Origin of the sequence: Aliibacillus thermotolerans, from assembly GCF_027853235.1 — a bacterium.
GTDB lineage: Bacteria > Bacillota > Bacilli > Bacillales > Marinococcaceae > Aliibacillus > Aliibacillus thermotolerans.
The window spans coordinates 103,179-129,090 of record NZ_WKJG01000028.1 but is presented as its reverse complement, the minus strand read 5'-3'; the positions used below and the strand labels follow the sequence as shown (position 1 = coordinate 129,090).

24 protein-coding genes are annotated in these 25,912 nt (G+C 40.7%); 17 read left to right on the top strand and 7 right to left on the bottom strand.

What is annotated here, in order from left to right:
- The first annotated feature begins 29 nt into the window (after positions 1-29).
- The 4 genes from GJS40_RS03850 (at position 30) to GJS40_RS03835 (ending at position 3,222) form a co-directional block, all read left to right on the top strand.
- Positions 30-902: a hypothetical protein gene (locus tag GJS40_RS03850; protein ID WP_270896280.1), complete on the top strand. Its 873-nt coding sequence runs from the start codon at positions 30-32 to the stop codon at positions 900-902.
- Positions 903-1,104: 202 nt separating this feature from the next.
- Positions 1,105-1,872 (top strand): serine aminopeptidase domain-containing protein, encoded by a 768-nt coding sequence (locus GJS40_RS03845; protein ID WP_270896278.1) that lies wholly within the window; start codon positions 1,105-1,107, stop codon positions 1,870-1,872.
- Positions 1,873-1,893: 21 nt separating this feature from the next.
- Positions 1,894-2,739 (top strand): YitT family protein, encoded by an 846-nt coding sequence (locus GJS40_RS03840; protein WP_270896276.1) that lies wholly within the window; start codon positions 1,894-1,896, stop codon positions 2,737-2,739.
- A 27-nt stretch (positions 2,740-2,766) separates the two neighbouring features.
- Positions 2,767-3,222 (top strand): DUF5392 family protein, encoded by a 456-nt coding sequence (locus tag GJS40_RS03835; protein WP_270896274.1) that lies wholly within the window; start codon positions 2,767-2,769, stop codon positions 3,220-3,222.
- Positions 3,223-3,264: 42 nt separating this feature from the next.
- Here GJS40_RS03835 and GJS40_RS03830 read toward each other — a convergent pair whose 3' ends face one another.
- From GJS40_RS03830 to GJS40_RS03815, 4 genes are read right to left on the bottom strand one after another with little or no spacing between them, the layout of a single operon-like run.
- On the bottom strand, positions 3,265-3,579 hold the full coding sequence (locus GJS40_RS03830) for an AzlD domain-containing protein (protein WP_270896272.1): 315 nt from the start codon (positions 3,577-3,579) through the stop codon (positions 3,265-3,267).
- A gap of 12 nt (positions 3,580-3,591) precedes the next feature.
- On the bottom strand, positions 3,592-4,299 hold the full coding sequence (locus GJS40_RS03825; RefSeq protein ID WP_270896270.1) for an AzlC family ABC transporter permease: 708 nt from the start codon (positions 4,297-4,299) through the stop codon (positions 3,592-3,594).
- A gap of 60 nt (positions 4,300-4,359) precedes the next feature.
- On the bottom strand, positions 4,360-4,812 hold the full coding sequence (locus GJS40_RS03820; protein ID WP_270896269.1) for a GNAT family N-acetyltransferase: 453 nt from the start codon (positions 4,810-4,812) through the stop codon (positions 4,360-4,362).
- Positions 4,813-4,850: 38 nt separating this feature from the next.
- On the bottom strand, positions 4,851-5,672 hold the full coding sequence (locus GJS40_RS03815; RefSeq protein ID WP_270896268.1) for a Cof-type HAD-IIB family hydrolase: 822 nt from the start codon (positions 5,670-5,672) through the stop codon (positions 4,851-4,853).
- 189 nt (positions 5,673-5,861) lie between these two features.
- Here GJS40_RS03815 and ctaG point away from each other — a divergent pair, with 189 nt between their 5' ends.
- The 12 genes from ctaG (at position 5,862) to fabF (ending at position 20,089) form a co-directional block, all read left to right on the top strand.
- Entirely contained in the window at positions 5,862-6,794 is a 933-nt protein-coding gene (gene ctaG, locus GJS40_RS03810) for a cytochrome c oxidase assembly factor CtaG (RefSeq protein WP_270896266.1), read from the top strand.
- A 41-nt stretch (positions 6,795-6,835) separates the two neighbouring features.
- A complete protein-coding gene (locus GJS40_RS03805; protein WP_270896264.1) occupies positions 6,836-7,447 on the top strand; it encodes an SCO family protein in 612 nt (203 codons plus the stop codon).
- Positions 7,448-7,463: 16 nt separating this feature from the next.
- Positions 7,464-7,643, top strand: a complete 180-nt coding sequence (locus tag GJS40_RS03800; RefSeq protein ID WP_270896262.1) for a hypothetical protein — start codon at positions 7,464-7,466, stop codon at positions 7,641-7,643.
- A 586-nt stretch (positions 7,644-8,229) separates the two neighbouring features.
- Positions 8,230-9,261 (top strand): N-acetyl-gamma-glutamyl-phosphate reductase, encoded by a 1,032-nt coding sequence (argC, locus tag GJS40_RS03795; protein WP_270896260.1) that lies wholly within the window; start codon positions 8,230-8,232, stop codon positions 9,259-9,261.
- Positions 9,262-9,280: 19 nt separating this feature from the next.
- Positions 9,281-10,513, top strand: coding sequence for a bifunctional glutamate N-acetyltransferase/amino-acid acetyltransferase ArgJ (argJ, locus tag GJS40_RS03790; RefSeq protein WP_377901832.1), 1,233 nt, complete (start codon positions 9,281-9,283; stop codon positions 10,511-10,513).
- A gap of 21 nt (positions 10,514-10,534) precedes the next feature.
- A complete protein-coding gene (gene argB / locus GJS40_RS03785) occupies positions 10,535-11,323 on the top strand; it encodes an acetylglutamate kinase (RefSeq protein ID WP_270896257.1) in 789 nt (262 codons plus the stop codon).
- Complete coding sequence (locus GJS40_RS03780; protein ID WP_270896255.1) at positions 11,323-12,474, top strand: acetylornithine transaminase; 1,152 nt, start codon at positions 11,323-11,325, stop codon at positions 12,472-12,474. The genes argB and GJS40_RS03780 overlap by 1 nt, the downstream gene beginning before the upstream one ends.
- A gap of 36 nt (positions 12,475-12,510) precedes the next feature.
- Positions 12,511-13,566, top strand: coding sequence for a carbamoyl phosphate synthase small subunit (locus GJS40_RS03775; protein WP_270896253.1), 1,056 nt, complete (start codon positions 12,511-12,513; stop codon positions 13,564-13,566).
- The gene (locus tag GJS40_RS03770; RefSeq protein WP_270896252.1) at positions 13,559-16,720 is read left to right on the top strand and encodes a carbamoyl phosphate synthase large subunit; all 3,162 of its coding nucleotides are present in this window, start codon (positions 13,559-13,561) and stop codon (positions 16,718-16,720) included. The genes GJS40_RS03775 and GJS40_RS03770 overlap by 8 nt, the downstream gene beginning before the upstream one ends.
- 6 nt (positions 16,721-16,726) lie before the next feature.
- Positions 16,727-17,671 carry an ornithine carbamoyltransferase gene (gene argF / locus GJS40_RS03765; RefSeq protein WP_270896250.1) on the top strand — a complete coding sequence of 315 codons (945 nt, stop codon included), beginning with the start codon at positions 16,727-16,729 and terminating at the stop codon, positions 17,669-17,671.
- A gap of 195 nt (positions 17,672-17,866) precedes the next feature.
- Positions 17,867-18,802 carry a beta-ketoacyl-ACP synthase III gene (locus tag GJS40_RS03760; protein ID WP_270896248.1) on the top strand — a complete coding sequence of 312 codons (936 nt, stop codon included), beginning with the start codon at positions 17,867-17,869 and terminating at the stop codon, positions 18,800-18,802.
- A 42-nt stretch (positions 18,803-18,844) separates the two neighbouring features.
- A complete protein-coding gene (gene fabF / locus GJS40_RS03755; protein WP_270896246.1) occupies positions 18,845-20,089 on the top strand; it encodes a beta-ketoacyl-ACP synthase II in 1,245 nt (414 codons plus the stop codon).
- Positions 20,090-20,136: 47 nt separating this feature from the next.
- Here the strand turns inward: fabF and GJS40_RS03750 are convergent, their stop codons facing one another.
- The 3 genes from GJS40_RS03750 to GJS40_RS03740 form a co-directional block, all read right to left on the bottom strand.
- Positions 20,137-21,126: an LCP family protein gene (locus tag GJS40_RS03750; protein ID WP_270896244.1), complete on the bottom strand. Its 990-nt coding sequence runs from the start codon at positions 21,124-21,126 to the stop codon at positions 20,137-20,139.
- Positions 21,127-21,213: 87 nt separating this feature from the next.
- On the bottom strand, positions 21,214-23,784 hold the full coding sequence (locus GJS40_RS03745; RefSeq protein ID WP_270896243.1) for a CBS domain-containing protein: 2,571 nt from the start codon (positions 23,782-23,784) through the stop codon (positions 21,214-21,216).
- Positions 23,785-23,805: 21 nt separating this feature from the next.
- The gene (locus GJS40_RS03740; RefSeq protein ID WP_270896241.1) at positions 23,806-24,087 is read right to left on the bottom strand and encodes a hypothetical protein; all 282 of its coding nucleotides are present in this window, start codon (positions 24,085-24,087) and stop codon (positions 23,806-23,808) included.
- A gap of 293 nt (positions 24,088-24,380) precedes the next feature.
- Between GJS40_RS03740 and GJS40_RS03735 the strand changes: the two genes are divergently transcribed.
- The gene (locus GJS40_RS03735; RefSeq protein ID WP_270896239.1) at positions 24,381-25,130 is read left to right on the top strand and encodes a DUF3603 family protein; all 750 of its coding nucleotides are present in this window, start codon (positions 24,381-24,383) and stop codon (positions 25,128-25,130) included.
- The last annotated feature ends 782 nt before the right edge of the window (positions 25,131-25,912 follow it).

Genomic DNA, 25,912 nt, shown 5'->3' with positions numbered 1-25,912 from the left:
AGAAAACAGAATGGGAGAGGAGCGTTTTGGTGAAAAAAATATTTGGAAGTGTGGCTGTTATTTTCATCTTTTTTCTATTACAAACCCCTTCCTTTGGGGCAACATCTGTTGATGACGAAATCGAAGTAAAACAGTTTTCATCTGAGGAAAGGGAAACGACGGAACATGTCATTTATATTGACGGACAAGAACAGAAGTATCCCGGAGAACCTATTTTTCATGGTGGCAATCTCTACGTACCTGTCTCGGTTGCGATTGCAGCTTTTCATGAAAAAATGAAAACGGATGTCGATCTGGCAGAGAAAATATCGTTATCAACGTATGATTATTTCGCAGAAAAAGGCTACATCGAACAAATCAATCAGCGCGAGGTTGTTCGTGTGAAATATTTACAAAATGAAGGAATTCGAGCCGAATGGTTGGATCAGCCGGGGCGACTCCATCTAGAAACGACAGAGCTTTTAACCGTTCACGGTATATCTGTTGGAGACACTTTGCAACAAGTAAATGAACGCTTCGATGTCCATTGGAACACAGGGTACGGGCAACCCGCTGATTACATTGGTTTTTATGGAGAAATGAATGAATATACATATACTGATCGTTTCGGCAAAACACGCGCTGGGGAAGTTCCTGAATTACAATTTGAAATCATTGACAATCGCTTGACCTACATATTTGTCAGTGATTCGGATTATGAAATTTCAAAAGGAATTCGTGTGGGCGATTCTTTATATGATACAGTTCGTCAGTACGGCGCTGATTTTGTAAGAGCAGAAGTGGATGGGAAAAACATTTATATTTATCATGTGAAGGGGGGAAGTATTTGGTTTATCGCCGAGGGACAAGAAATTGAACGAATTGCTCTTTGGCAAGGACAATTGGAAGGATATGAAAGATAGGTAGGTTTATTCATCATTGAAAAGGGAAAAATGAAAGATAATCCATTCGTCCCTCATCGAGAAGAGTTGTCTCTCTATCTTGGAGAATGGCAGCTCTTTCTCCTGATTGTAAAACCGATCTTTCATGATGTCCTTTTCTTTCTTATTACTTGGAATTTCAGTACAATGGAGATGAGGTCGTTCCATGTAAAGGAGTTTTTTCATGATCATTCTGAAGGAAGAGACATTCAGCGGAATTCCCGCTTTACATATCGTTCAATCGGCCAAGGAAAATGAGCCTCTTCCGACGGTTCTTTTTTGGCACGGTTTTACGAGTGGAATGGAGCATAATTTGCATATCGCTTATCAGTTAGTCAAGCGAAATATACGGGTCATTCTTCCGGAAGCACATCACCACGGAAGTCGTTCTCAACGTCTTTCGGAAAAAGAATTAACGTTTCAATTTTGGCCCATCGTCTTACAAAGTGTCGCGGAGACTGAAGATATTTATCGCTCATTAGAAGAACGACATTTGTTACAAAATAGTCGCATTTTTTTAGCAGGTACGTCGATGGGAGGAATCATTACTTGCGGTACGCTTGTGAAGTATCCATGGGTGAAAGGAGCGGCTGTTTTAATGGGGAACCCTGCCTGGGAAACATTTGCGAGGCGCCAAATTACGCTATTAGAACAGCAAGGAGCGTTACCGCTTTCAGAAGAAGAAAGAGAAAACCAAGTGAAACAGCTCATCCCTTTTGATTTGTCGCAACATATTGAAGCAGTAAATCATCGTCCCCTCTTTTTTTGGCACGGTCGTCAAGACGATGTGGTGCCTTATATTGATTCCTTTTCCTTTTATCAACAATTGAAAGCGAGAACTCGTTTGAACGATGATGAAACCCTCGTTTATCACCTCGATCAGGAAGCGAGTCATAAAGTAACTAGAAAGGCGATGCTTCTAATGGCGGATTGGATCGCGAAACATATTTAACACAATTGAGGGGGGCGTCCCGTGATTACAAGTCAGACGACGATATTTCAAGAAATTCAAAAAGTCGGTGTTATTATCGCTGGTGCGTTCATTCTAGCTATCGGTTTGAATTTCTTTTTAATACCAGCTAATGTATTTTCGAGTGGCGCAACCGGTATCGCCCAAATATTAGCCGCTATTTTTCCGCTATCCACGGGTGTCTTTCTCTTTCTTCTAAATATCCCCATCGCTATATTAGGTTGGGTGAAAGTAGGAAAATTATTTACTTTTTACAGTTTTTTGCATGTTGCGTTAACGACATTTTTCTTGGAAGTGATTCCAGTATATGAATTGTCAAGCGATATTCTTTTAAACGGTGTTTTTGGCGGTGTGATTACTGCATTTGGTGCCGCGATTGCGTTAAAATGGGGGGCGTCTGCCGGTGGTTTGGATATTATCGCCCTTGTGTTAGCGCGGATGAGTGACCGTCCCGTTGGCCAATATTTCTTTATTCTTAATGCGGCCATTGTGTTAACGGCTGGCATTGTGTTTAATTGGGAAAGCGCTCTTTACACGTTAGTGTCGTTATATGTAGGCTCCCGTGTGATCGATGCGATTCATACCCGTCACGTAAAATTAACCGCTTTTATTGTTACAAAAAAACCTGAAGAATTAAGGAAAGCAATCCATCAACATATCACCCGGGGAATTACAAGAATTCCGGCAAAAGGGGGATATGATGCGACAGATAAAGAAATGTTAATGATAGTTGTAACTCGTTATGAATTGTATGCCTTACAACAAGTGATTCAAGAAATTGATGAGAAAGCTTTTACGAACATTGTCAATACGACAGAGATATACGGATTATTCCGTCAAAATGATTAAATGAATATGAGGAGAGAGGAGAATTATATGACTCCAACATCTTCAAAACGAGAAGAACCCCTTTACATTAAACGGGAATTTGAAAAATTGAATATGCGTCTCGTTCCTTTAATGAGAAAAACGATTTTTTTAGGAGCTTTTTCTGTCCCGTTAATTACTTTCTCTTTCATCGGGTTGTATTTTTTGTTTGTAATGACTTCTTTTAGTAGTGACATGGCAATTGGTATCGGTTTGTTTGCGTTGGCAGGTGCTTTTGGCATGGCACTTTTTCGCGAATCCCTTCATAAAGGAAAAGAAATGCGACATACAAGCCTCGTCTATATGAAAGAACGTGTCGCTAATAGTGAACGGTTACCAGAAGAAACAAAACTGCGCTATGTCAAACAATTACAAATGTATCCCGCAAAATCATATGAGACATTCGTACGTTTTCTTCAACATGAAGAACATATCCGCCAACGAGAAGCTTCTTCCGAAGATTAAAAGAGCTGCCCAAACCGGACAGCTCTTTTTATCATGAACGAATTATCCAAAAAAAGGAGTGAAGCTTAATAAAGTAAGAATGGCAATCGACCCAAGTACCACCACGATTAAACTGCCTCCAAGAAAAGAAATAATAAAGGCGGAGACAATCCCAACAATGCCAAACAACATATTGTCATGAATAAAAAGAGCACCTGGAAAAATCAAAGCGCCGAGAGCGGCATATGGAACATTTTTTAAAATACCTTCAAGGCGAGGGGACACGTTTACGCCATTGAAGAAAACGAGCCCTGGCATTCTCGTAATATATGTAGCAATGGCCATTCCGATGATTAATAAAAACATTTCCGTGGACACGACTTTTCCTCCTTATGACGGCTGTTTCTTTGTAGGTTCCATATATTCGATAGCACAAGCAGACAGAAGGGTCGCTAAAATGATCGACCATCCTTCTTGCATAAATAAAGAAAAGAGACTATTGAGCACGGCCGCTACTGCAGCGAGAAAAAATACTTTGCGATGTTTTTTTAAAGAAGGAGCAAGCAGTGCAATAAACAGCGCATATAATGCAAAGGTCATGCTTTGTTGAATTGTTTCAGGTAAAAATCCCCCGATCGCATAGCCAACGCCAGTGTTCATTACCCAACTTGCATAAGAGATTAGAAAGACTCCATAAATATAAGATGTGGTGACTGTTCCTTCTTTTGTGGACGTCACAGCAAATACTTCATCCGTTAATCCAAAGGCATACCCTGCTTTTTTTAAAGGGTGGTCACGTTCTGCTTTTTCATTTAAGGAAGCACTCATTAAAAAATGACGTATATTTAAAATAAATGTCGTAAAAATAATTTCTAACGCACCGGTTCCGATTGATAAAAGACTTAATGCCATGAATTGCGCTGCTCCCGTAAAAACAAGTAAGCTCATCATGACCGCTTCCAAACTAGTAAGTCCTGTCGTTTGTGCCAAAAATCCAAACGTTACTGCAGCTGGAAAATATCCAAGTGCGACCGATATGCCTTCTTTTAAACCGAGAGAAAAGGTTTGTTCCGCAGGAGAAGTAGAGGATGCTTGCACACTCACCCCCTCCTTTCTAAGTCGTTGATGTACCTCTCATTCCTTTATTCCTAGTATCTTTTAAAAGCGAAAGCCGTATCGTTTCGAGACGACATCGTAAAAGCCGAGGGAGTTATACAGAGCTTTTGTGGCTGCATTGCTGATTCCGGTTTCTAATTCAATCCCTTTAATTCCGTTATGTTCTGCCCAATAAATAATTTTTAAAAGTAATTTCTTTGCAATCCCTTGTTGACGATGTTCTTGATGGACATACAAGTCGTTTAACCATATGTAGCGGCCGCCATGGGTCAAACTGATACCGATATTTAAAAAGGCGGCACCGAGAATATCTCCTTTTTCTTCTGCTACAAAAATATGAGCACTGGAATGAGGTTCTAAGGTGAGACGAATCGATTCCATTAATAATTCATAGGCATTTTCCCGACCGATGGATTCCATCTGTCCCATGAGAAGATCTGCTACTTTCTTTTGCAATTCTTCACTCGCATCTTTTGGAATTTCGTATATCTTCATTTTTTCTCCTTCTTTCATTTACTAATTTTGACACTGGATTAAGTAGTAGGTGCGGGTAAATTGAATTTTTCTTCTAAATAAACAGCGACGCCATCTTCTTCATTAGATAAAGTGATCGCATCAGCAGCTTGTTTTGCTTCTTTGGAACCGTTGGCCATTGCCACTCCTTCTCCAACTTCCGCTAACATTTCTAAATCATTGTTTTCGTCCCCAAAAGCAATGATGTTTTCCATTTCAATATTACAGTAGCTTGCCACTTTCCGTAATCCGTTTGCTTTATTGTTGCCGCTTCGAATGATTTCGATCATGTAGTACGGAGCGCCCCAGGAACGTTGCTCTACCCATTTCGCGTGTTTTCCTGAAATCAATTGTCTCAACTGTTCTGCGGTTTCTTCTTGAGGATAGACTAAAAGGGAAGTAGGGTCTTCTGTTAATAACTGTTTCAAATTTCCGTAAGCATTTGGCCGGATTTTCACGGCAAAAAGATCGGTAAAAGTTTCATCATACGAATGCACGTATATTTCATCAAGTACTTCGGCTAAAATGTTATTTACTTGAAATCGTTGGCATGTATCAATAATCATTTTCGCCACTTCTAAATCCAAAGGGGAATGGTACGTGGGAAAAAATGAATGTAGCGGGTGATGAACGAAAGCACCGTTAAAATTCACAATGGGAGTATCCAGCCCTAGTTGTTGATAATACATTTTGCTTGCTCGATAAGACCGGCCTGTGGCAATGGCGACCAAATGGCCTTTTTCTCTTAAGCGACGGAGCGTCTGTAACGTTCGATAGGAAATCGTCTTATTATTTTTTAACAAAGTTCCGTCTAAATCCAGTACAATTAAATGTTTTGTCATTGGCAGAACCTCGTCTTTCTTGTTCAACATATTGTAATAATTCTCAAGGAATCTTTCGCTTGTTTGCGGTCGTTCTGAGAATAAATTATGATAAGATGATAATAAGAATCTATCCCTTTCCTATTTTACTTCAGCTTCGGTGGAATTGAAAGGATAGAACTTGGAATACGATGGAAAGGAGTGTCATCGATGTCAGAGTTTTTTTCTACATTTTCTTTTCGTGCGTTATGGACACCTGAATTAATCATTGTCTTACTTGTGGTTATATATATTTATTATTGGGTTTCCGTAAAACAGCGACATAAATTTATAGGCGCGGAAGACGTACCTTTCCGCCAAAAAGTGTATTTTGGTTTGGCATTACTCGCTCTTTACCTCGGGTGGGGAAGTCCACTTTATGTCGCTGGCCATATTTCGATGACATTACATATGGTCCAGATGATTTTTGCCTATTTTGTCTCAGTCCCTCTCTTTATTTTAGCAACACCGAAATGGGTGTTTCGAACATGGATTCATCGGTGGGAAAAGAAATCGCCGCGAACATACAAAGTGGTGATGTTTCCCATTTTTGCGATGTTGTTTTTTAATGGATTATTTTCTATTTATCACATCCCTCGCGTATTCGATGCGTTAATGCAGTCGCCTTTTGGTCATAGCGCTTATTTAATGGTACTATTTGTGGCAGCTTTTTTAATGTGGTGGCATATGTTAGCGCCACTTCCAACCAGCTTTCAACTGCCGGAATTACGACGCATCATCTATATTTTCGGAAACGGAATTTTGATTACACCAGCCTGTGCCTTAATTATATTTGCCGGAAACCCAATGTATGAAACGTATATGAACCCGGCCGTATGGCAACAAGTGATGGCTTATTGTTTGCCACCGGGCAGCTCCCTCCCGCCGGAAATATTAGCGGAAGCAGGTGGAGGATTTGCATTTTTAGATCCACAACCAGATCAGCAGCTTGGAGGAGTCATTATGAAAGTGGCTCAAGAGTTAACGTATACAAGTACAATTGGATATGTCTTTAGACAATGGATGGCGAAAGAAAAATTACAAGACGGTGAAGTGACGATTAGTGATGTTCCGACAACCGACACGATCAATAGTCGTTCTTAAAAAAGATGTTCTGTTATTGTATGGAGAAAGTAGGGGGAAGTATGCGACGTCATTTGTTTGTAGGGACATTTCTTTTTTTCATCACGTTGGTAAGTGGTTGCGGTTGGATGTATCAACTTGGCGCATCAGAGGAAGAAGCAGGTAAGGATGTAACGGAAGCGAACATGTATGTTCAACCGTTCTCTTATACGAATCAAGACAATGAAACAGTGACGAATGAAGATTTAAAAGGCAAGTATTGGCTTGCAAATATGGTATTTACTCGCTGCCCAACTGTTTGTAATTTAATGACACCAAATATGTTGAATATGCAAGGGAAAGCTGCGGAAGAAGGATTAGACATTCAGTTTGTCTCTTTTACGGTGGACCCTGAGTTTGATGATCCGGAACAATTAAAAATTTACGGTGAAAATTATGGGGCAGATTTCTCGAACTGGCACTTTTTAACCGGATATAGTTTTGAAGAAATCAAACAGTTTTCCGAAGAATCGTTCCGTTCCATTGTAGAAAAAGCTCCGGAACAAGAGGATATCATTCATGCAACGAGCTTTTTCCTCGTGGATCCAAATGGTCAAGTGATTCGCTCATTCGATGGAACAAACAATGATACGGATCCATTTATCGAGGAAATAAAAGAATTGATGAATGAATAAGGAAAGGAGAAGATACATGATAAACATAGATGCAAGAGAATGGCTTCTCCTCCCTCTCTTTTTCCTTCTTGGTCTGCTTGCTGCTTGTGGAAACGATTCTACTAGCGTGACCTTGTATAATGAATCGTCGGAAGAAGTGCATCCTTTTGATGGAGAGCGTCCAACCATTTTCTTTCATTTCACAAGTTCCGGCTGAGGGCATTGCGTCATGCAACTCGGGCAGTTGTAACAGTATATCGATGAAGTTTCGTCTTTAGATGCAAATGTATATGCTATTAGCAATGATACTCCTGATTCCTACTGAATGGTCTCATGACGTGTTACAAATGGGGAATCTCGTTCTAGGGAAGCTTCGATTGGGTGCTTGTGGTGCATTCGGCCGTCCTGCTTACGATCCGCGTACATCATACTGCTGACATAGAATTATTGGAGGCTCATTTATACTTCTTGTGCATGCGCTTCTGGTGGGAAACTTAAAGAAATATACCGTTAGAAATAGTAACCCAATCATTAGAAAAAAGGAAAAAACCTTACAAAAATGGTTCCAAGCAAATGTTAGTGCTTGGAACCATACTTTTTTGGCTAGTTATGTCCCATCTCTTTTTTTATCCTTTCTTGAAAGAAGGTTGTATATCCATGCAAAAGTTTGAATAGGGATGAACGTGAAAATGTTTATAATTGCTCGTGTAAGAAAAAATAAAAATACAGTTGCATTAATATATATTCACATTTATAATAGGACGTAATAGCAAATGTATAAACATTAAATGAGGTGCAAATTTATGAAAGTAGCAATTGTCGGCGCAACAGGATACGGCGGGGTGGAGTTGATTCGCTTGTTATATCACCACCCACACATAGATGAAATTTCTGTATTCTCTTCTTCTCAAGAAGGAAAAAGTATGGTAGATAACTATTCGCATTTCATTGAAATAGTAGATTTAACGCTTGAAAAGATAGATGCAGAACGATTAAAAACTTTTGACGCTGTCTTTTTCTCCACTCCACCAGGGGTTTCCTCTGAATGGACAGAAAAGATTGCCGGTGAGACGAAAGTAATTGACTTATCGGGAGATCTTCGGTTAAAAGATGGCGATGTCTATGAAAAATGGTATGGACGAGAGAGCGCCTCAGAAGCGCTTCTTACGCAAGCAGTTTATGGTTTATCAGAATGGCATGAAGAAGAAATTAAACATACATCGATTTTATCTAATCCAGGATGCTATCCAACGGCTGCGTTGCTAGGGTTAGCTCCGCTCGTGCAAGCCAATGCGATCGATACCAACCATATTATTATCGATGCGAAGTCAGGAACGACGGGGGCGGGACGTTCTTTATCCCCAATCACTCATTTTAGTGAAATGAACGACAACTTTAAAATTTATAAAGTCAATGAACATAAACATACCCCGGAAATTGAACAACAGTTAATGGCATGGGGAGAAAAAGAATTAACGATTACTTTTACACCTCATCTCGTACCGATGACGCGAGGAATTATGGCAACGATGTATGCTCCTGTGCAGGATGGTTGGACAAAGGAACAAATCAAAGCGCTATATGAAAAAGCATACGCGCACAAACCGTTTGTCCGATTGCGAGGTGAAGGAGCGTTCCCATTTACAAAAGAAGTATATGGAACGAACTATTGTGATATTGGTTGGTCGATTGATGACAGAACGAACCGCATCACCATTGTTTCTGTCATTGACAATCTCGTTAAGGGAGCTTCCGGTCAAGCGATACAAAATATGAACTTCATGTTTGGATTTGAAGAAACTGCGGGTCTTAATATGGTACCCGTTTATCCATAAAAGAAAAGGAGAGGACATGATGAATTATCAAGAGGAGACAGATGGTATTTATCCCGTTTTAAGCGGCAGTATTTTAACCCCAAAAGGATTTCAGGCGACAGGTATTCATACGAAAGTGAAACGGAAACGAAATGATCTCGGTGCCATTTTATGTGACGTTCCTGCATCAAGTGCCGCTGTTTATACGATGAACAAAATCCAAGCTGCTCCTCTCCAAGTGACGAAGGAAAGCATTGCGGAGGAAGGAAAATTGCGCGCCATTGTCGTCAATAGTGGAAACGCCAATGCTTGTACGGGAGAAGTCGGACTACAAGACGCTTATAAAATGAGAGAGACGGCAGCAGAAACGTTTCAAGTTCCCCCTCATCAAGTGGCGGTTGCTTCCACTGGAATCATTGGGGAAAGAATGGCGGTAGACAAGATTTTTCCGGGCATTCAAAAACTGCAACCAACGAATGATGACAATGCAGCGGATGCATTTAATGAAGCAATCATGACGACGGATACCGTAAAAAAACATGCTTGTGTGAAAACAATCATTGATGGAAAAGAAGTGACCATTGGTGGTACAGCAAAAGGTTCAGGGATGATTCACCCGAACATGGCGACGATGCTTAGTTTTATTACAACCGATGCGGTCATTGAACCTGACGTGTTGCAACAAGCACTAAAGGAAGTGACGGATAAGACGTTCAACTGTATTACCGTGGACGGAGATACGTCCACGAACGATATGGTTATTGTGATGGCAAGTGGTCATGCTGAAAATGATTCCCTCGGACCCGCTCACCCGGAATGGCACAAATTTGTAAAAGCATTACAATATGTTGCGGAAGAGTTAGCGAAAAAAATCGCACGGGATGGAGAAGGAGCTACGAAACTCGTAGAAGTGAATGTCAGAGGCGCGAAAACAAATGAAGAAGCTGGAATTGCTGCGAAAAAAATTGCAGGGTCTAGTCTTGTTAAAACAGCGATTTATGGTACCGATGCAAACTGGGGAAGAGTGATTGTTGCCCTTGGATATAGCGAGATTGAGGTCAACCCAGAAACGGTGGATATTTTTCTCGGACCGATTCAAACGTTAAAGCAAAGTAAGCCGGTGGAGTTTTCGGAAGAAGAAGCGAAAGCGTACTTAGAAGGAGACCATGTCGTCATTCATGTTGATCTTCATTGCGGCGAAGGATATGGAAAAGCGTGGGGCTGCGATTTGACATATGAATATGTGCGCATTAATGCCGGGTATCGTACGTAAGTAGAAAGGAAGATAGAGAGAATGGAATATATCGTAGTCGTGAAGTGCGGAGGTTCTACTGTCGATGAACTTTCTCCGTCTTTTTTTGAAAGTATATGCAAAATGAAAGAAAATGGGAAACATCCGGTGATTGTCCATGGGGGTGGTCCGGCCATTAATGGGATGTTACAAGCATTGCAAATCGAGACGGAATTTGTAGATGGACGGAGAAAAACGACCCCCAAAGTGTTGGAAACGGTAGAAATGGTCCTATCTGGAAAAGTAAATAAACAAATCGTTGCTCAAATACAATCAGTAAACGAGAAAGCTATCGGACTCTCAGGAGTTGATGCAAAACTATTAACAGCAACCGCCATCGAAAGAGAAACGTTAGGGCTTGTTGGAAAAATTAAAGCGGTGAATGTTTCTTTCTTACGAGAACTACTAGAGATGGGGTACATCCCAGTCATTGCTCCGATTGCGTTAGATGAACGAGGCGAAAAACTAAATATTAACGCGGATGAAGCAGCGGGAGCGATTGCCTCTGCACTTCAGGCGGAAGAACTCGTATTTGTCACCGATGTCGATGGAGTGCTAGTAGATGGACAATTACAAGAGACGTTATCCGTTTCAGAGATCGACACTTACATTGAAGACGGAACAATTTACGGCGGGATGATTCCAAAAGTGAACGCCGCACGGGAAAGTTTAACCGGGGATATAAAAAAAGTAACGATCGCCAATGGGAACGGAAAAAATACGGATGAAAACGGAGCGCTCATTGGAACAACAATTATGAAAGAAGAGTTTATTGCGCAGGAGGATGCATAATGAGTGAGGAAACGAGTCATTTATTTCCCACCTATAAAAGATGGGATATCGTCTTTCAAGAAGCAAACGGATCGACAGTGATTGATCAACATGGAAATGAATATATCGATATGATGTCAGGAATCGGAGTTGTCAATTTAGGACATAAACATCCGAACGTATTAAAAGCGGTCGAAGAGCAACTTCAAAAAGGATGGCACGGGTCAAACTTTTTCCAATATGAAGGGCAAGAACGGGTTGCACAAATTCTTACGGAGAATTCCACGGGAGAGTATGTCTTTTTTGTCAACAGTGGAACGGAAGCGAATGAAGCAGCAATTAAACTTGCCCGAAAATATCGTGGCAAAAATAAAGTGGTGAGCTTTTTACAATCTTTCCACGGTCGAACTTTCGGAAGTATGGCAGCAACAGGGCAAACGAAAATTCACGAAGGATTTGGCTCGATGCTGTCCGGATTTGAACATATTCCGTATAACGATGTGGAAGCGGTCAAACAAGCGGTAGATAAAGATACAGCGGCGATTATGTTGGAAGTTGTTCAAGGGGAAGGTGGCATTTACCCCGGAGAAGAACGCTTTTTTCAAGCAGTGCAAGAAATGATCGAGAAAACGGGTGCGCTTCTTATTATCGATGAAATTCAAACTGGATTAGGACGAACCGGCACATTTTTCGCTTATGAACAGACGCCCCTTCATCCGGATATCATTACGACGGCCAAGTCACTGGGAAACGGAATTCCGACGGGAGCGGTGATTGGAAAAGCATTTCTAAAAGATGCTTTCGGTCCAGGAACACATGGTTCTACTTTTGGTGGAAATCCGCTCGCTATGGCAGCAGCAGAAGCAACGTTAACGACGATGCTCGCTCCGGGTTGGCTTCATGAGATAAAAAGAAAAGGTGAATCTTTCCTGGAAGAATGTAAAAAAGTCTTTTCTTCCGTCCCTTTAGTGAAAGATGTCCGGGGAAAAGGGCTGATGATTGGAATTGAATTGAAAGAAGAAGCAGCTCCTTATATTTTAGCTTTGCAGGAAAAAGGCGTATTAACAATTGGGGCCGGACCGAGTGTCATTCGCCTACTCCCACCTCTTACGACGGAGAGGGAAGTATTACAAGAAGCGATACATCGAATCAAAGAGGTGCTCTCTTCGTAATTCACAACTGGCTAGAGAAAAGAAGGAGGAAGAACGATGAAAGGATTTGTAACACTAAAAAATGGAGCAACATTCCAAGGACAAATCGGAAACAAAAATCAAAAAGAAGTGACGGGAAATATTGTTTTTTATACTGGTATGACAGGATATGAAGAAATCATTACACATCCTTCTTTTCACGGACAAATTGTTGTGTTTACGTTCCCGCTCATTGGCACTTGTGGTTGGCGTGGACCGGATGTTGAAGAGAGAAGAGTGAAACCAGCAGGGATTGTTGTGCATGAAACGGTGACAGAAGCTTATCATGCTGAAGCACGTGAAACATTTCTGGAAGCGATAGAAAAGGCCAGTATTCCAATGATTACGGGAGTAGATACTCGTGCTCTCGTTCGAACCATTCGCGAACAAGGTGAAACAGAAGCGCATATCGGTTTTACGTCTACTTTCACCTCGAAAGACGAGGAAAAAACAGAAGATTTCATTGAAGAGATTAGTGTTACAAAGCCAGTTGCTTTTGGAGAAAGCGGTCCTCATATCGTCATGATAGATTTTGGGTATACATCGGCTGTCGTAGAAAAATTGGTGGAACATGGGCATCGTGTCACCATCGTCCCTTATCATTATACGAAGCAACAGATTCAACAGTTAGCGCCAGATGTTATTTTCTTTTCCAATGGTCCAGGAAATCCTCTCCAATTAGCGCCGTTTTTTGAGACGTATCAACAAGTAGCGAAGGCATTCCCGACGTTTGGGATGGGGCTTGGGCATCAAGTGATTGCCCTTTCATTTGGTGCAAAAACAGAAAAAATGCATGTTGGACATCACGGAATGAATCAACCGGTGCTTTGTACGACTACAAATCGTGTCATGATGACAAAACAACATCATAGCTACCAAGTGATCGAAGAAAGCATTCCGACCTTTTTTCACGTTCAATATCGAAATATTAATGATCGCTCCATTGAAGGACTCTCTCACGAAACTTTTCCGGTTCGGACGGTGCAGTTTGAACTGAATGCGGACAGTGAACACGTCTTCCTAGAATGTTTAGACGACTTGAAGAAGAGAGGGAGAGAAAAAACATATGCCTAAACAAACATCCATGAAAAAAGTCCTCGTCATTGGCTCTGGTCCTATCGTTATCGGGCAAGCAGCGGAGTTTGATTACTCCGGGACGCAAGCTTGTCTTGCTTTACGCGAAGAAGGATTGGAAGTCATTTTAGTAAACAATAATCCAGCGACAGTCATGACCGATGAATCATGTGCAGATAAGGTATATTTTGAACCGCTCACGGTAGCATCGATCGAAAAAATTATCGAAAGAGAAAATCCAGATGGATTGTTAGCGACTTTAGGGGGCCAGACGGGTTTAAACCTTGCATTTGCGCTTCACAAAAATAATATTTTACAAAAATATAACGTCCAACTTTTAGGAACACCGATTACTTCCATACAGCAAGGAGAAGATCGGGAGTTGTTTCGTGCACTGATGCATGAATTAGGGGAGCCAGTGCCAGAAAGTGAAATTGTTGAAAATGTAGAAGAGGCTGTAATGTTTGCGAACGCAACCGGCTATCCGATTATTGTTCGACCCGCATATACCCTTGGTGGAGGCGGGGGTGGTATTGCCAATACAGAAGAAGAGCTGCGTTACATTGTGAAAGGTGGTCTTGATGCAAGTCCTATCCATCAATGTTTGATAGAAAAAAGCATTGCCGGCTTTAAAGAGATAGAATTTGAAGTGATGCGGGATGAAAATGATACGTGCATTACGATATGCAGCATGGAAAATATCGATCCAGTCGGTATTCACACCGGAGATTCCATCGTCGTTGCTCCAGCACAGACATTAACCGACGAAGAATATCAAATGCTGCGCACTGCCGCAATGAAAGTCGTTCGTGCTTTAAAGATCGTTGGCGGTTGCAATGTTCAGTTTGCGCTTGATCCACATAGTAAACAATATTATTTTATTGAGGTCAATCCGCGTGTGAGTCGTTCTTCGGCCCTTGCTTCCAAAGCAACAGGTTACCCGATTGCTAGAATTGCAGCGAAACTAAGCATCGGTTATCTGTTGCATGAATTAAAAAACCCAATGACAGGATATACGTTTGCAAGCTTTGAACCGGCTTTAGATTATCTTGTTGTGAAATTTCCACGATGGCCATTTGATAAGTTTGTGGAAGCCGACCGCACTCTCGGCACCCAAATGAAAGCCACAGGGGAAGTAATGGCAATTGAAAGAAATTTCATAGCAGCGATTCAAAAAGCGGTCCGTTCATTGGAGTTGAAGGTAGAAGGATTATCTCTTCCTTCGCTTCGAAATAAGTCAGTTGAAACGTTATTTACTCTTCTAGATCAACAAGATGACCAACGCTTTTTTATTTTGTTAGAGTTGTTACGTCGGGATATATCCATTGATGTCTTGCATGAAAAAACAAAAATGAATCGTTATTTCTTACATGCTTTTCTTACGCTCGTTCAGCTCGAAAAAGACATTCAAGAGACGACATGGCACAATGTCACGAAAGAGCAACTTTTCCAATGGAAAAAAGCCGGATTCAGTGATGAGTGGCTCGCTTCTCAATGGAATATTTCCACGCACACGATATACGAGAAACGAAAGGAATGGGATTTGTTTCCCTCCTATCATATGGTGGATACGTCTGCTGCTGAATATCATGCCAAAACACCTTATTTTTATTCCAGCTGGCAACAAATGAGTGAAAAAAAGGAGCAGACAGGGAAACCGAAAATATTAATTATCGGTTCCGGACCGATTCGCATCGGACAAGGGATTGAATTTGATTATTGTTCCGTCCACGGAGCATTAGAAGTGCAAAAGCACGGATATGAAGCAGTCATTATCAATAACAATCCAGAAACAGTAAGTACTGATTTTCATATGGCCGACCATTTATATTTTGAACCATTAACAGCAGAAGATGTTCTCCATGTGGCAAAGCGAGAACAAGTGGAAGCCGTTATCGTGCAACTAGGCGGTCAGACGGGTATTTCTCTTACTGAGGCATTGGAGAAAGCAGGCCTTAACGTGTTAGGAACCTCTGCTGATACGATTGATCAATTGGAAGATCGCGGTCGTTTTTATGCCTTTATGAAAGACGTGAACGTACCTCATATTCCCGGTGTGACAGGGGAAAATGAAGAAGACGTCATAGAAAAAGCTCGCTCCATCGGCTTTCCGGTGTTACTGCGCCCGTCTTATGTCATTGGTGGTCAAGGAATGGCCATTTTAACCGATGAAGAAGAATTAACGACTTATTTACAGAGCGATATGGTCACGTATCCGATTTTAATTGACGCATTTTTCCCCGGAATAGAATTGGAAGTAGACGTTGTCACAGACGGAAAAGATATATGGATTCCAGGTATCATGGAACATATCGAGCGAGCAGGTGTCCATTCTGGGGACTCGATGGCGGTCACCCCTCCTTTTTCTTTAACAAAAGAAATGAAAGATAAAGTGGTTGCATATACGAAACGAATTGCCAGAGGAATGGATTTTACCGGTATTTTCAACATACAATTCGTCTGGATGGATGGGGAATTGTATGTGATTGAAGTAAATCCTCGTGCCTCTCGCACTGTACCGATTTTATCCAAAGTGACTGGAACGAACTTAATCGAAGGGGCCGTTCATATGTGGCTGGGAAGATCGTTAAAAGAATGGAAGAACGGAAAAGTTGGTCTTGGAGAAGAAACACCGTATTATACCGTAAAAGCACCGGTTTTTTCTAACGAGAAATTAGCTGGGATGGATCCAATTTTAGAAGCGGAAATGAAATCTACAGGAGAATTAATTGGAATCGGAAGAAATAAAGAAGAAGCGTTAAAAAAAGCTTTTGCTTGGTCTGAAAGTCACACGCCTCTTCTCTTTAAGAAAACTGGTTCGGTGTTTTGTGATATAGATAACACCTTACAAAAGGAAACAGAAAGACCACTTCAGGAATTACGTGCTCTCGGTTATACGCTTGTTACGGAAGAAGAATATCCTTTTTCAACATGGATCCAAAGGGATGAGGCCGTTTTATATATCAGCTTACCAAAAGTTGGATTTCAAACAGGAAAGAAACGTCGTCAAGAAGCATTAAAACAACGAAAAACAATTGTAACAAACCCGCAAACATTATCTGTTATCGTTGAAGCTTTGAAGGAAGAAAGCGTACAAACTCGGTCGCTTGAAGAATGGTTATCAACAATGAAATCAATACATGAAGGAGTGTAGGAAATAATGAATCAAAAAGAAAAAGCCTCTCTCGTACCTATTACAGGAAGAGACATGCTTACATTATTTGACTATTCCACAGAAGAAATAAAAGGACTGCTTCGTTTTGCTGCATATTTGAAGAAAAACCCTTATGAACCACTCCTTCAAGGAAAGTCATTAGGAATGATTTTTGAAAACGCGTCAACACGGACAAGGGTTTCTTTTGAAGTCGGGATGACACAACTAGGAGGACACGCGCTCTTTTTAAGCCCTCGGGATATGCAAATAGGCAGAGGAGAGCCGATAAAAGATACGGCAAAAGTACTTTCTCGTTTTCTCGATGCCATCATGATTCGCACAAATTCTCATGAAAAAGTAGCAGAATTAAGTGAACATGCTTCTATTCCAGTGATTAATGCGCTTACGGATTCGTATCATCCTTGCCAGGCCCTTGCGGATATGTTGACTATTGAAGAGCATAAAGGAAGCCTTGACAATCTGAAAGTAACCTATGTCGGGGACGGGAACAATGTCGCTCATTCGTTGTTTATTGCATGTGCGAAGTTAGGACTTGATTTTTCAATTGCGACACCAGAAGGTTATGAACCCGATGATAAAATTTGGGAAAGAGCGAAAAAGATTGCTGAAGACAACGGAGCGACATTTACCCTAACTCACGATCCTGTGGAAACAGTAACAGATGCCGATGTTGTGTATACCGACGTTTGGGCGAGTATGGGATATGAAGAAGAACAAGAAAAAAGAATGAAAGCATTTCAAAACTATCAAATCACTAATGATTTATGTTCCCACGCCAAAGATGATTATTTATTTTTACACTGTCTTCCGGCTCATCGCGGGGAAGAAGTAGCTGCAGAAGTGATCGATGGCCCTCATTCGGTAGTTTATGACGAAGCAGAAAACCGCCTCCACGTCCAAAAAGCGATCCTTGCATCCGTCATCCAATAAAATAAAATCATGGAGACAAACCAGCGAGAGAAACAGACCTTGCTGGTTTGTTCGTTTTTTATATTTCATGCTAGAAATCGTCTTCCTATTCTTTCTTTTTTATCTGGACAGAAAGAAAACTTTCGTATAAAATTACAACCAGGTCATAATATGAACCGTTAACTTTCCTGGTATAAGAGGAGGAATTAGAAACGAATGAGAAATGCAGGAATTTTAGGAATTGGTCGATTTGTCGAAGGGAAAGAAATTACCAATAAAGACTTTGAGAAAACGTTAGATACATCTGATGAGTGGATTCGCACGCGGACAGGAATTGAGCGACGAATTTTTTCAGAAGAAGGCGTCAAAACGTCAGATATGGCTTACTACGCTTCTGTAGACGCATTAAAAGATGCAGGAGTGGAACCGGAAGAGATTGATTTAATATTAGTGGCAACAGTTACACCGGATTACCCTTTTCCTTCCGTATCTTGTCTGATTCAAGAACGATTGGGAGCAAAAAATGCCGCTGCAATGGATATAAGTGCGGCTTGTGCAGGGTTTATTTATGGATTGTCAACTGGGGATGCTTTTATTAAAACGGGGACGTATGAAAAAGTGTTAGTTGTTGGAGTAGAACAGTTAAGTCGCGTCATCGACATGAATGATCGCAACACAGCGGTGTTGTTTGGCGACGGAGCAGGTGCAGCTGTACTTGGTCCGGTTTCGGAAGGAAAAGGATTTTTATCCTTTGAATTAGGGGCAGATGGTGCAGGAGCCATGCATATTCGCCAAGATCCAAAAATTATTATGAATGGCCGGGAAGTATTTAAATTTGCAGTAAGGCAAATGGGAGAATCGAGCATACGGGTGGTGGAAAAAGCAGGGTTAACAAAAGAAGATGTAGATTTCCTCGTTCCACACCAAGCGAATATCCGTATTATGGAAGCGTCTCGCGAGCGTCTCGAATTACCAAAAGAGAAGATGGCCGTAACGGTGAATAAATACGGCAACACTTCATCTTCTTCCATCCCAATAGCGGTGGTAGAACAATTAAAAAATGGTAAAATAAAAGATGGAGATCTTATCGTGATGGTAGGATTTGGATCCGGCCTCGTTTGGGGGGCTACCGCAATGCGCTGGGGGCGTTAATTCTTTTTGAGGTACTCGCATTTTACAAAGGAGAGAAAGGAAATGAATGATAAAAAACGTGTCGTTGTGACAGGACTCGGTACAGTCAATCCGTTAGGTCTTCACGTAGATACTTCTTGGGAAAATGCAGTTGCAGGTAAATTAGGAATTGGAGAATTGACCCGCGTAGACAAAGAGCAATTCCCGGTTCATGTGGCGGGAGAAGTAAAAGATTTTGATCCGACTGCTTTTGTAGAAAAAACGGAAGCGCGCAAAATGGATCGTTTTACTCAATTTGCGGTTGCTTCTGCATTAATGGCATTAGAGGATGCAAAATATGAAATTACGGAAGAAAATGCTCATCGGACTGGAGTTTGGATTGGTTCAGGCATTGGTGGCATGGAAACGTATGAAGAACAGTTTCATCGTTTCCAAAAAAGAGGATATCGTCGTGTGAGTCCGTTTTTTGTTCCGATGATGATTCCAGATATGGCAGCAGGTCAAGTTTCCATTACGACAGGGGCAAAAGGGATTAATTCTTGTACTGTCACTGCTTGTGCATCTGGTACAAATTCCATTGGTGATGCTTTTAAAGCCATTCAGCGGGGCGATGCAGACGCTATCATTACAGGTGGTACAGAAGCTCCTATTACGAATATGGCAGTAGCGGGATTTGCTTCCGCGAAGGCAATCACAACAAATAAAGATCCGCACAGCGCTTCTCGTCCTTTTGATAAAAATCGCGATGGCTTCGTGATGGGAGAAGGTTGCGGCATCATGATTTTAGAATCGTTAGAGTCTGCCCAAAAAAGAGGAGCCAATATTTATGCTGAAATTGTTGGGTACGGAGCAACTGGAGATGCTTATCATTTAACCGCTCCTGCACCAGAAGGAGAAGGAGCAGTGAGAGCGATGAAACAAGCATTACAAGACGCAAATCTCCAACCGGAAGAAGTACAATACATTAATGCCCACGGAACAAGTACTCCATATAATGATGAATATGAAACGATTGCGATTAAAAAAGTGTTTGGGGAACATGCGTACAATTTAATGGTGAGTTCGACCAAATCGATGACTGGACATTTATTAGGAGCAGCCGGTGCAGTAGAAGCGATCTTTACAGTAAAAGCAATTGCAGAAAATATTGCGCCGCCTACCATGAATTATAAGGAAGCAGATCCAGCTTGTGATTTAGACTATGTGCCTAATGAACATCGCAAAGCAAATATTGACGTCGCACTCAGTAACTCCCTTGGATTTGGGGGACATAATGCAACGATTATCTTTAAAAAATTCACGGAATAAAAAAAGACTGTCACCTTCTCTTGGAATAGAGAAGGAACAGTCTTTTTTCATTCATTCGCGGAAGCGGTTGGAGCCGATTCTGTGTGAAAAAAGTGATGAAGCGCATTTTTGTTTTCTTCCATGTCCAACTCTAATACCATTCCTGCATGACTATATTTTTCATTTGTATAAGCGTCATCTACAGGAATCCGAAGGGTCTCGATTTCGTCTATTGGTTGAAGGAAATAATCTTTGGCAAGACGTAACATGTTACTCGTTGACAAATTCGTTTCCACTCGCGGCTGAATAATATTGATAAGATCCGGTACTTTCAGAACGGTAGATAAAGACATAATCTCATCTTGTAATAATTGAATAACTTCTTGTTGACGTTCAATGCGTCCAAAATCATTTTCTTTATCGCTTCGAAAGCGAAGATAATTCAACGTATCTTCTCCATCCAATCGTTTTGTTCCTGAAGGCAACTGAATATTGACATTTCCTGAATGATCTTGATAATACATATCATTCTTCACTTCTATTTCTAAGCCTTCAGGAGCCAATGTATCAACAAGTTGAATAAAACCGTCAAAGTCAATCGTCAGATAGTAGTGAATAGGAATGTCGAAGTTTTCTTGAATCGTCTCGATTAAAAGATCGATTCCTCCATAGGCAAAAGAAGCATTGATTTTATTATTTTGGTGTCCTGGTATTTCGACATAACTATCTCGCATAATGGAGGCAAGTTTTACTTCTCCTTTTTTCGGGTACGTTTGTACTATCATAATTGTATCGGTACGCTGTGCACCAGACGCTTCATCATCCACTCCAACGATTAAAAAGTTCACATATCCCTCCTGTGAATCCGTTTCTTGCTTTGGATCGACGAGAGGTAAGTAGTCATCTTTCGTTTCTGCTTCGTCATTTGTATGTTTCATTTCTACTTTATTTTTATTCGTAACATCAAAGAATGCGAAAGAAACAGCACTTCCAAGAATAAATAACACAAAAATAAGTAACGTATATTTATATACGGATGATTTTTTCTTTTTTTCCATCCGTGCTTGACCCCCTTCAATGGACCCGTAATCGATTATACCAGATGAAGAGTGGATAAAGAAGGAAGAAGTGTTATCGACCGTTCTTTATTTACTATTTTGTAACAAATGCTCATGAATATAATGAAAAGCAGAGGATTGATCGTATACTTTTTCATCAATGATTGCTTTTTCTAATTCAAAAAATATGTGCTTATAGAGCGGGCCGGGGGGAATGCCTGCTTTTTTTAAATCTTCACCTGTAACAAATCGCTGCAAGTTTTTTCTTTTTATATGATATTGACGCAACAATGATCCTATTCTCTGTTGTTCTTTATCTCCGGTCATGAAAGCAATCACTGCCATAATTAACGTAATATCTACATATGAATGACACATATCATGAAAAGCTCCAGCGCTTTTTACGTGGAACGAAGTGCTGTTTTTATATAACGTCATTAATTCTTGGACGACTCTGCGATGTTTCTTTGTTAAAAGAATGTTTTTTAATTGCGACAACCGTTTGTCATCGTGGACGTATAAAGAGCAGATAATATAAAAGAAATCGTCTTCCGCATCTGTGACTCTTTCCTTTTCCAGATAGTACTGTAACGTTGCGCGTGTTCTTTCATTCCAAGCGCTATGTGGTAAAAAGTAAGGTAGTACCCCTAACTCGTTTAATCGATTCATGCTCCATATCGGATCAGTTTCTTGAAAGACGATTTTTAACTCTGATTGTATTCGTTCTTTGGATAGGCTCGCAATGGAAGAAAGCGAGTTCTCAATGAGTGCTTCTGTTTCTTGTGACATACGGAAAGAGTAGCGTGCTTCAAAGCGAATGCCTCGTAAAATTCTCGTCGGATCCTCAATAAAACTGAGATTATGAAGCACTTGTAATCGTTTATTTTCAATATCTTCTACGCCGTGAAAATAATCGAGAACATCCCCAAAAGTGTCCGGTAAAATGGATGCTGCAATGGCGTTTAACGTAAAATCTCGTCGGGATAGATCTTCTTTTATGTTTGAATACAGAACGGTTGGAAGCGCTGCAGGTTTTTCATAATATTCTGTTCGAGAAGTCGTAAAGTCAATAGAAATTCCTTCTTTTGTTTCTACTGTCGCTGTTCGAAAAGACTCATGTTGATGGACAGTTCCATCAATTTGTTTCGCAAAATCTATTGCAAAAGAAATAGCATCTCCCTCGATGACGACATCAATATCTTCATTGGGTCTATTTAAGAGCAGATCTCGTACAATACCACCGATCATATAGGCTTTAACATTTTTTTTGGTTGCAAGTTCCCCTGCTTTTTTTACCACTGCTAAGGTCTCAGGAGTGAGCCATTTTTCCATTTCTTTGCGAATGTTTTTTGTTCCTTCTTTTTCTTCTGACGTAAAACGGTGCATTTCTTCAATAATATCAGTGCGAGAAACAATTCCTACGACTTTTTGTTCCTCAACTACCGGTAAGCGACCAATATTATATTGAATCATTAGCTGTTGCATTTTTTCAAAAGGCGTCGTTCGTGAGACAGTAATCGGTTTTGGACTCATATACCCTTTGACCGGGGCATGTCCTAGACCGTGACGAGTCGCTTTATCAATGTCTCGTCTTGATATAATTCCCACAATCTCTTCCTTCTGATTGACGATGGGCAAGCCGTTATGTCCGTAGCGCAACATAAGTTCTTTCGCATCATCAATGGTTGTGTCATCAGTAATCGTTTTTACAGGAGAAGACATTAACAGTTCGGCAGTGATGGAAGGACGAATAATTTTTTTCATATGTTGCTTTAATTCACGTATGATGGTTTCCATATCTCCTTGTTTGATCGACGCACTGGCAGCTTTTCGATGACCTCCGCCTCCTACTTGTTTGATAAGCGGTAACACGTCTATTCTTTCGGAAGCGGAACGACCGATGATGAACACTTTGTTTTTCATTTCAGTAATAGTAAAGATGGCGTCTATTCCAAGTGTTTCCAAGACACGATTTGTAATCACATTTAGGTTTCCTACAAATTCATTCGTGGAATGGGTAGATATGACAATCTCTAGTCCATCCAATTCGATGGACTTAGCGTTTGCTAAATAATGTTGAAAAATTCTTTGAGCAGATGCCGACAACGTTTCATCAAAAAATCGTTGAACAATCTCCAATTGCATACCTTGCTCCATTAAAAATAGAGCTGCTTGAAAATCCCGCGCCGTCGTACTTGGGTATGTAAAAGAACCGGTATCACTATATAAACCAAGTGCAAATAAAGTCGCTTCAATGGCGGTAATCTCAATATTTTGCTCGATGATTTTTTCTAAAAGAATGGTCGTTGCCGCACCGACGGGTTCAATAAAATAGGTAATGTTATCGTCCCGTTCGTCTTGAGAGAGAGGGTGGTGGTCGTATACGGTGATTGTAGTAGGAGAAACGTTCTTTTGATGAGCGACGGTTCTTCTTAACGTGTTGACGTCCGTTAATATGACATGATGGACATCTTCCCAATTTACTTCATTTTCAGTGAGAAAAGGGAAACTATCCCGGTAAATCGCTAAAAATTGTTGCACTTGGTCGTTTTGTTGTTTTGGTAGAACCATAGCTGCTTCCTCGTGCAATTTAGAAGCAGCGACGAGGGAACTGAGAGCATCGAAATCCATATGGTTATGGGTAAGGATGATATCCATGGATAGACTCCTTTCCAGTAGCTAGTCGCTGTTTTTGATGTGCATGATCTGACGATGAAATTCTTTTAAAGCAATCGTCAAAATCATTTCTGTTGTATTATTTTTCGCATCAACGCCAATTTCATCAAAATAGCGCATGATGTCTTCAATTTGATCTTTTTGCTCTTTATACAGTCGTAAGTGGGTGAAATACGTTTCATTTCCTAAATGACGAGCTTGTTCGTTTAACGCAGTGACCAGTTTGTCATAGGATTCCATTTGACGATAAAATTCCTTTTGCATTCTTTCTCGATGTGTTGTCATCGTGAATAACACCAACCTACATTGATCATTAGAAAAAGAGTCCGATGGCGAATGTCATAGAAGCAAACCCGGGCTTCTGTCCGAATTCCTTCCAACGTCTTCGCACCTAAGTAAGTAAAAAGGTTTCTTCCTTCTCCAGTATATAACAAAAAATAGGTGAGAAACACGGATTGCTTTGTTTTTACATCGTTTTCATGCGAGATTCGAGAAAAAATGCAAAGAGAGGAAGAATAAAACAGTTAGAGGCTGACTATACTGATGGATACTAATGGTTAACGAAGGAGGGTAAGAACGTGGCCCGGGTTCGTGATATTTGGATCAATTGGTTTGAAGGAGAAGAAAACGGGTACAATGTTTGTCCTTTTCATGAGTGGACATCAGAAGATCGCATAGAAGTGTTAGATGAAGTGGAAATTGTGCAAGTGACAGAGCGTTTATTTGACTACATTGAAAACCGAATGGAGGAAATTCCTGCACCGTTATTAACTCATGTGTATCGTAAAAGCTCATTAAGAAAAAACATGACGAAAGTGACGTTAGATTACTGCTTTATTATGTATGATGGTATGCGAATTCTTGCCGTAGATACATTAGGTTTTACTTCCCCAACGAGAAAAAGTCGGCTTTCCCCTAAACATGAGCGACTCGTACAAGAAACGATGGAGGAAGAATCAGACGACAACATATTTGATTTAGAAGAGGCGGTACCGCCGAAAGAATACCATATCCTTTCGCCCCATCCGAAATATATGTATGGTTTAACTAGAAAAGAACGGAAATTGAAGCAACTGTTATTTATGGTGCTTGATCAGTTAAAAACTTCAGGTCAAGCTGCAGAAGTCCGGTACTGGTATACCGAATGGAACCCAGCAAAATACGAAGCGATTCAATCATTGGATAAAGAAACAGCATGGCAAAAATTGTATGAAGATGTGAAAGAAGGATGGACCCCTTCCCATTACGAACTATGTAAAAAAATGATTAAAGGACAACCTTTTTATGAAAAGATTTGGAATCTTCACCATGAAGAAGAAGTGAAATAATCGTGACAATTGTTGAAATTGTAACGAACCGTTCTTTACACAAGGAAAAAACTTACCTATAATAGGATTGAGTAAATGAAAATGGGGCAGGTGGACAACATGCTTGATGGATTCATTCACGTGTTAATGCAAATTTTGACGATTGTATGGGCGGTAGGTACAATTGGAATTGCAGTTTTTGTAGGAAAAGTGTGGAGAAAGCAGAAAGGTTATTAATACTGCTAAATAGTAACAAATAAAAGAGTCAAAAGAGAGGCACTCACCAAAACTTGGTGAGTCTCTTTTTTTATTGTGTGAAAGTGAAGAGAACAATTTTTCATGATATGGATGAAAAAAGTGTCGCATGACAAGTTTATACGACTTTTTTTCGTACAATCTGACCAGGAGTGGTCGAAAAAATATTTAGGTGATTTGGAGCGATTGTATCTTTCATACGACTAATGACGCGTTAAAAAAGAAGATAAAGCGTCCCATGAACGATTCATACGACGCTTCATTTTGTCAAACAGCGATGCAATGGTCGTATGAAGGCTGGAAATGGAAGAAATTAGGACAAAAACAGGCCGCATCATGTTTCATACGACGAGTTATCACGTACACGATGCAATGAAGTGTCGCATAAAGGTCCATACGACTAAACTTCGCATGAAAATCCCATCGAACGGTCCCATGACGTTTTATGCGGGAATTCCTCCCGGAAACTTTCCCTTGCGTCAAACCTGCCGTCCTGCTTATCACCGGCGGATAGCGTTCAGATTTTTGGAGGCTCATTTGTGCTACTC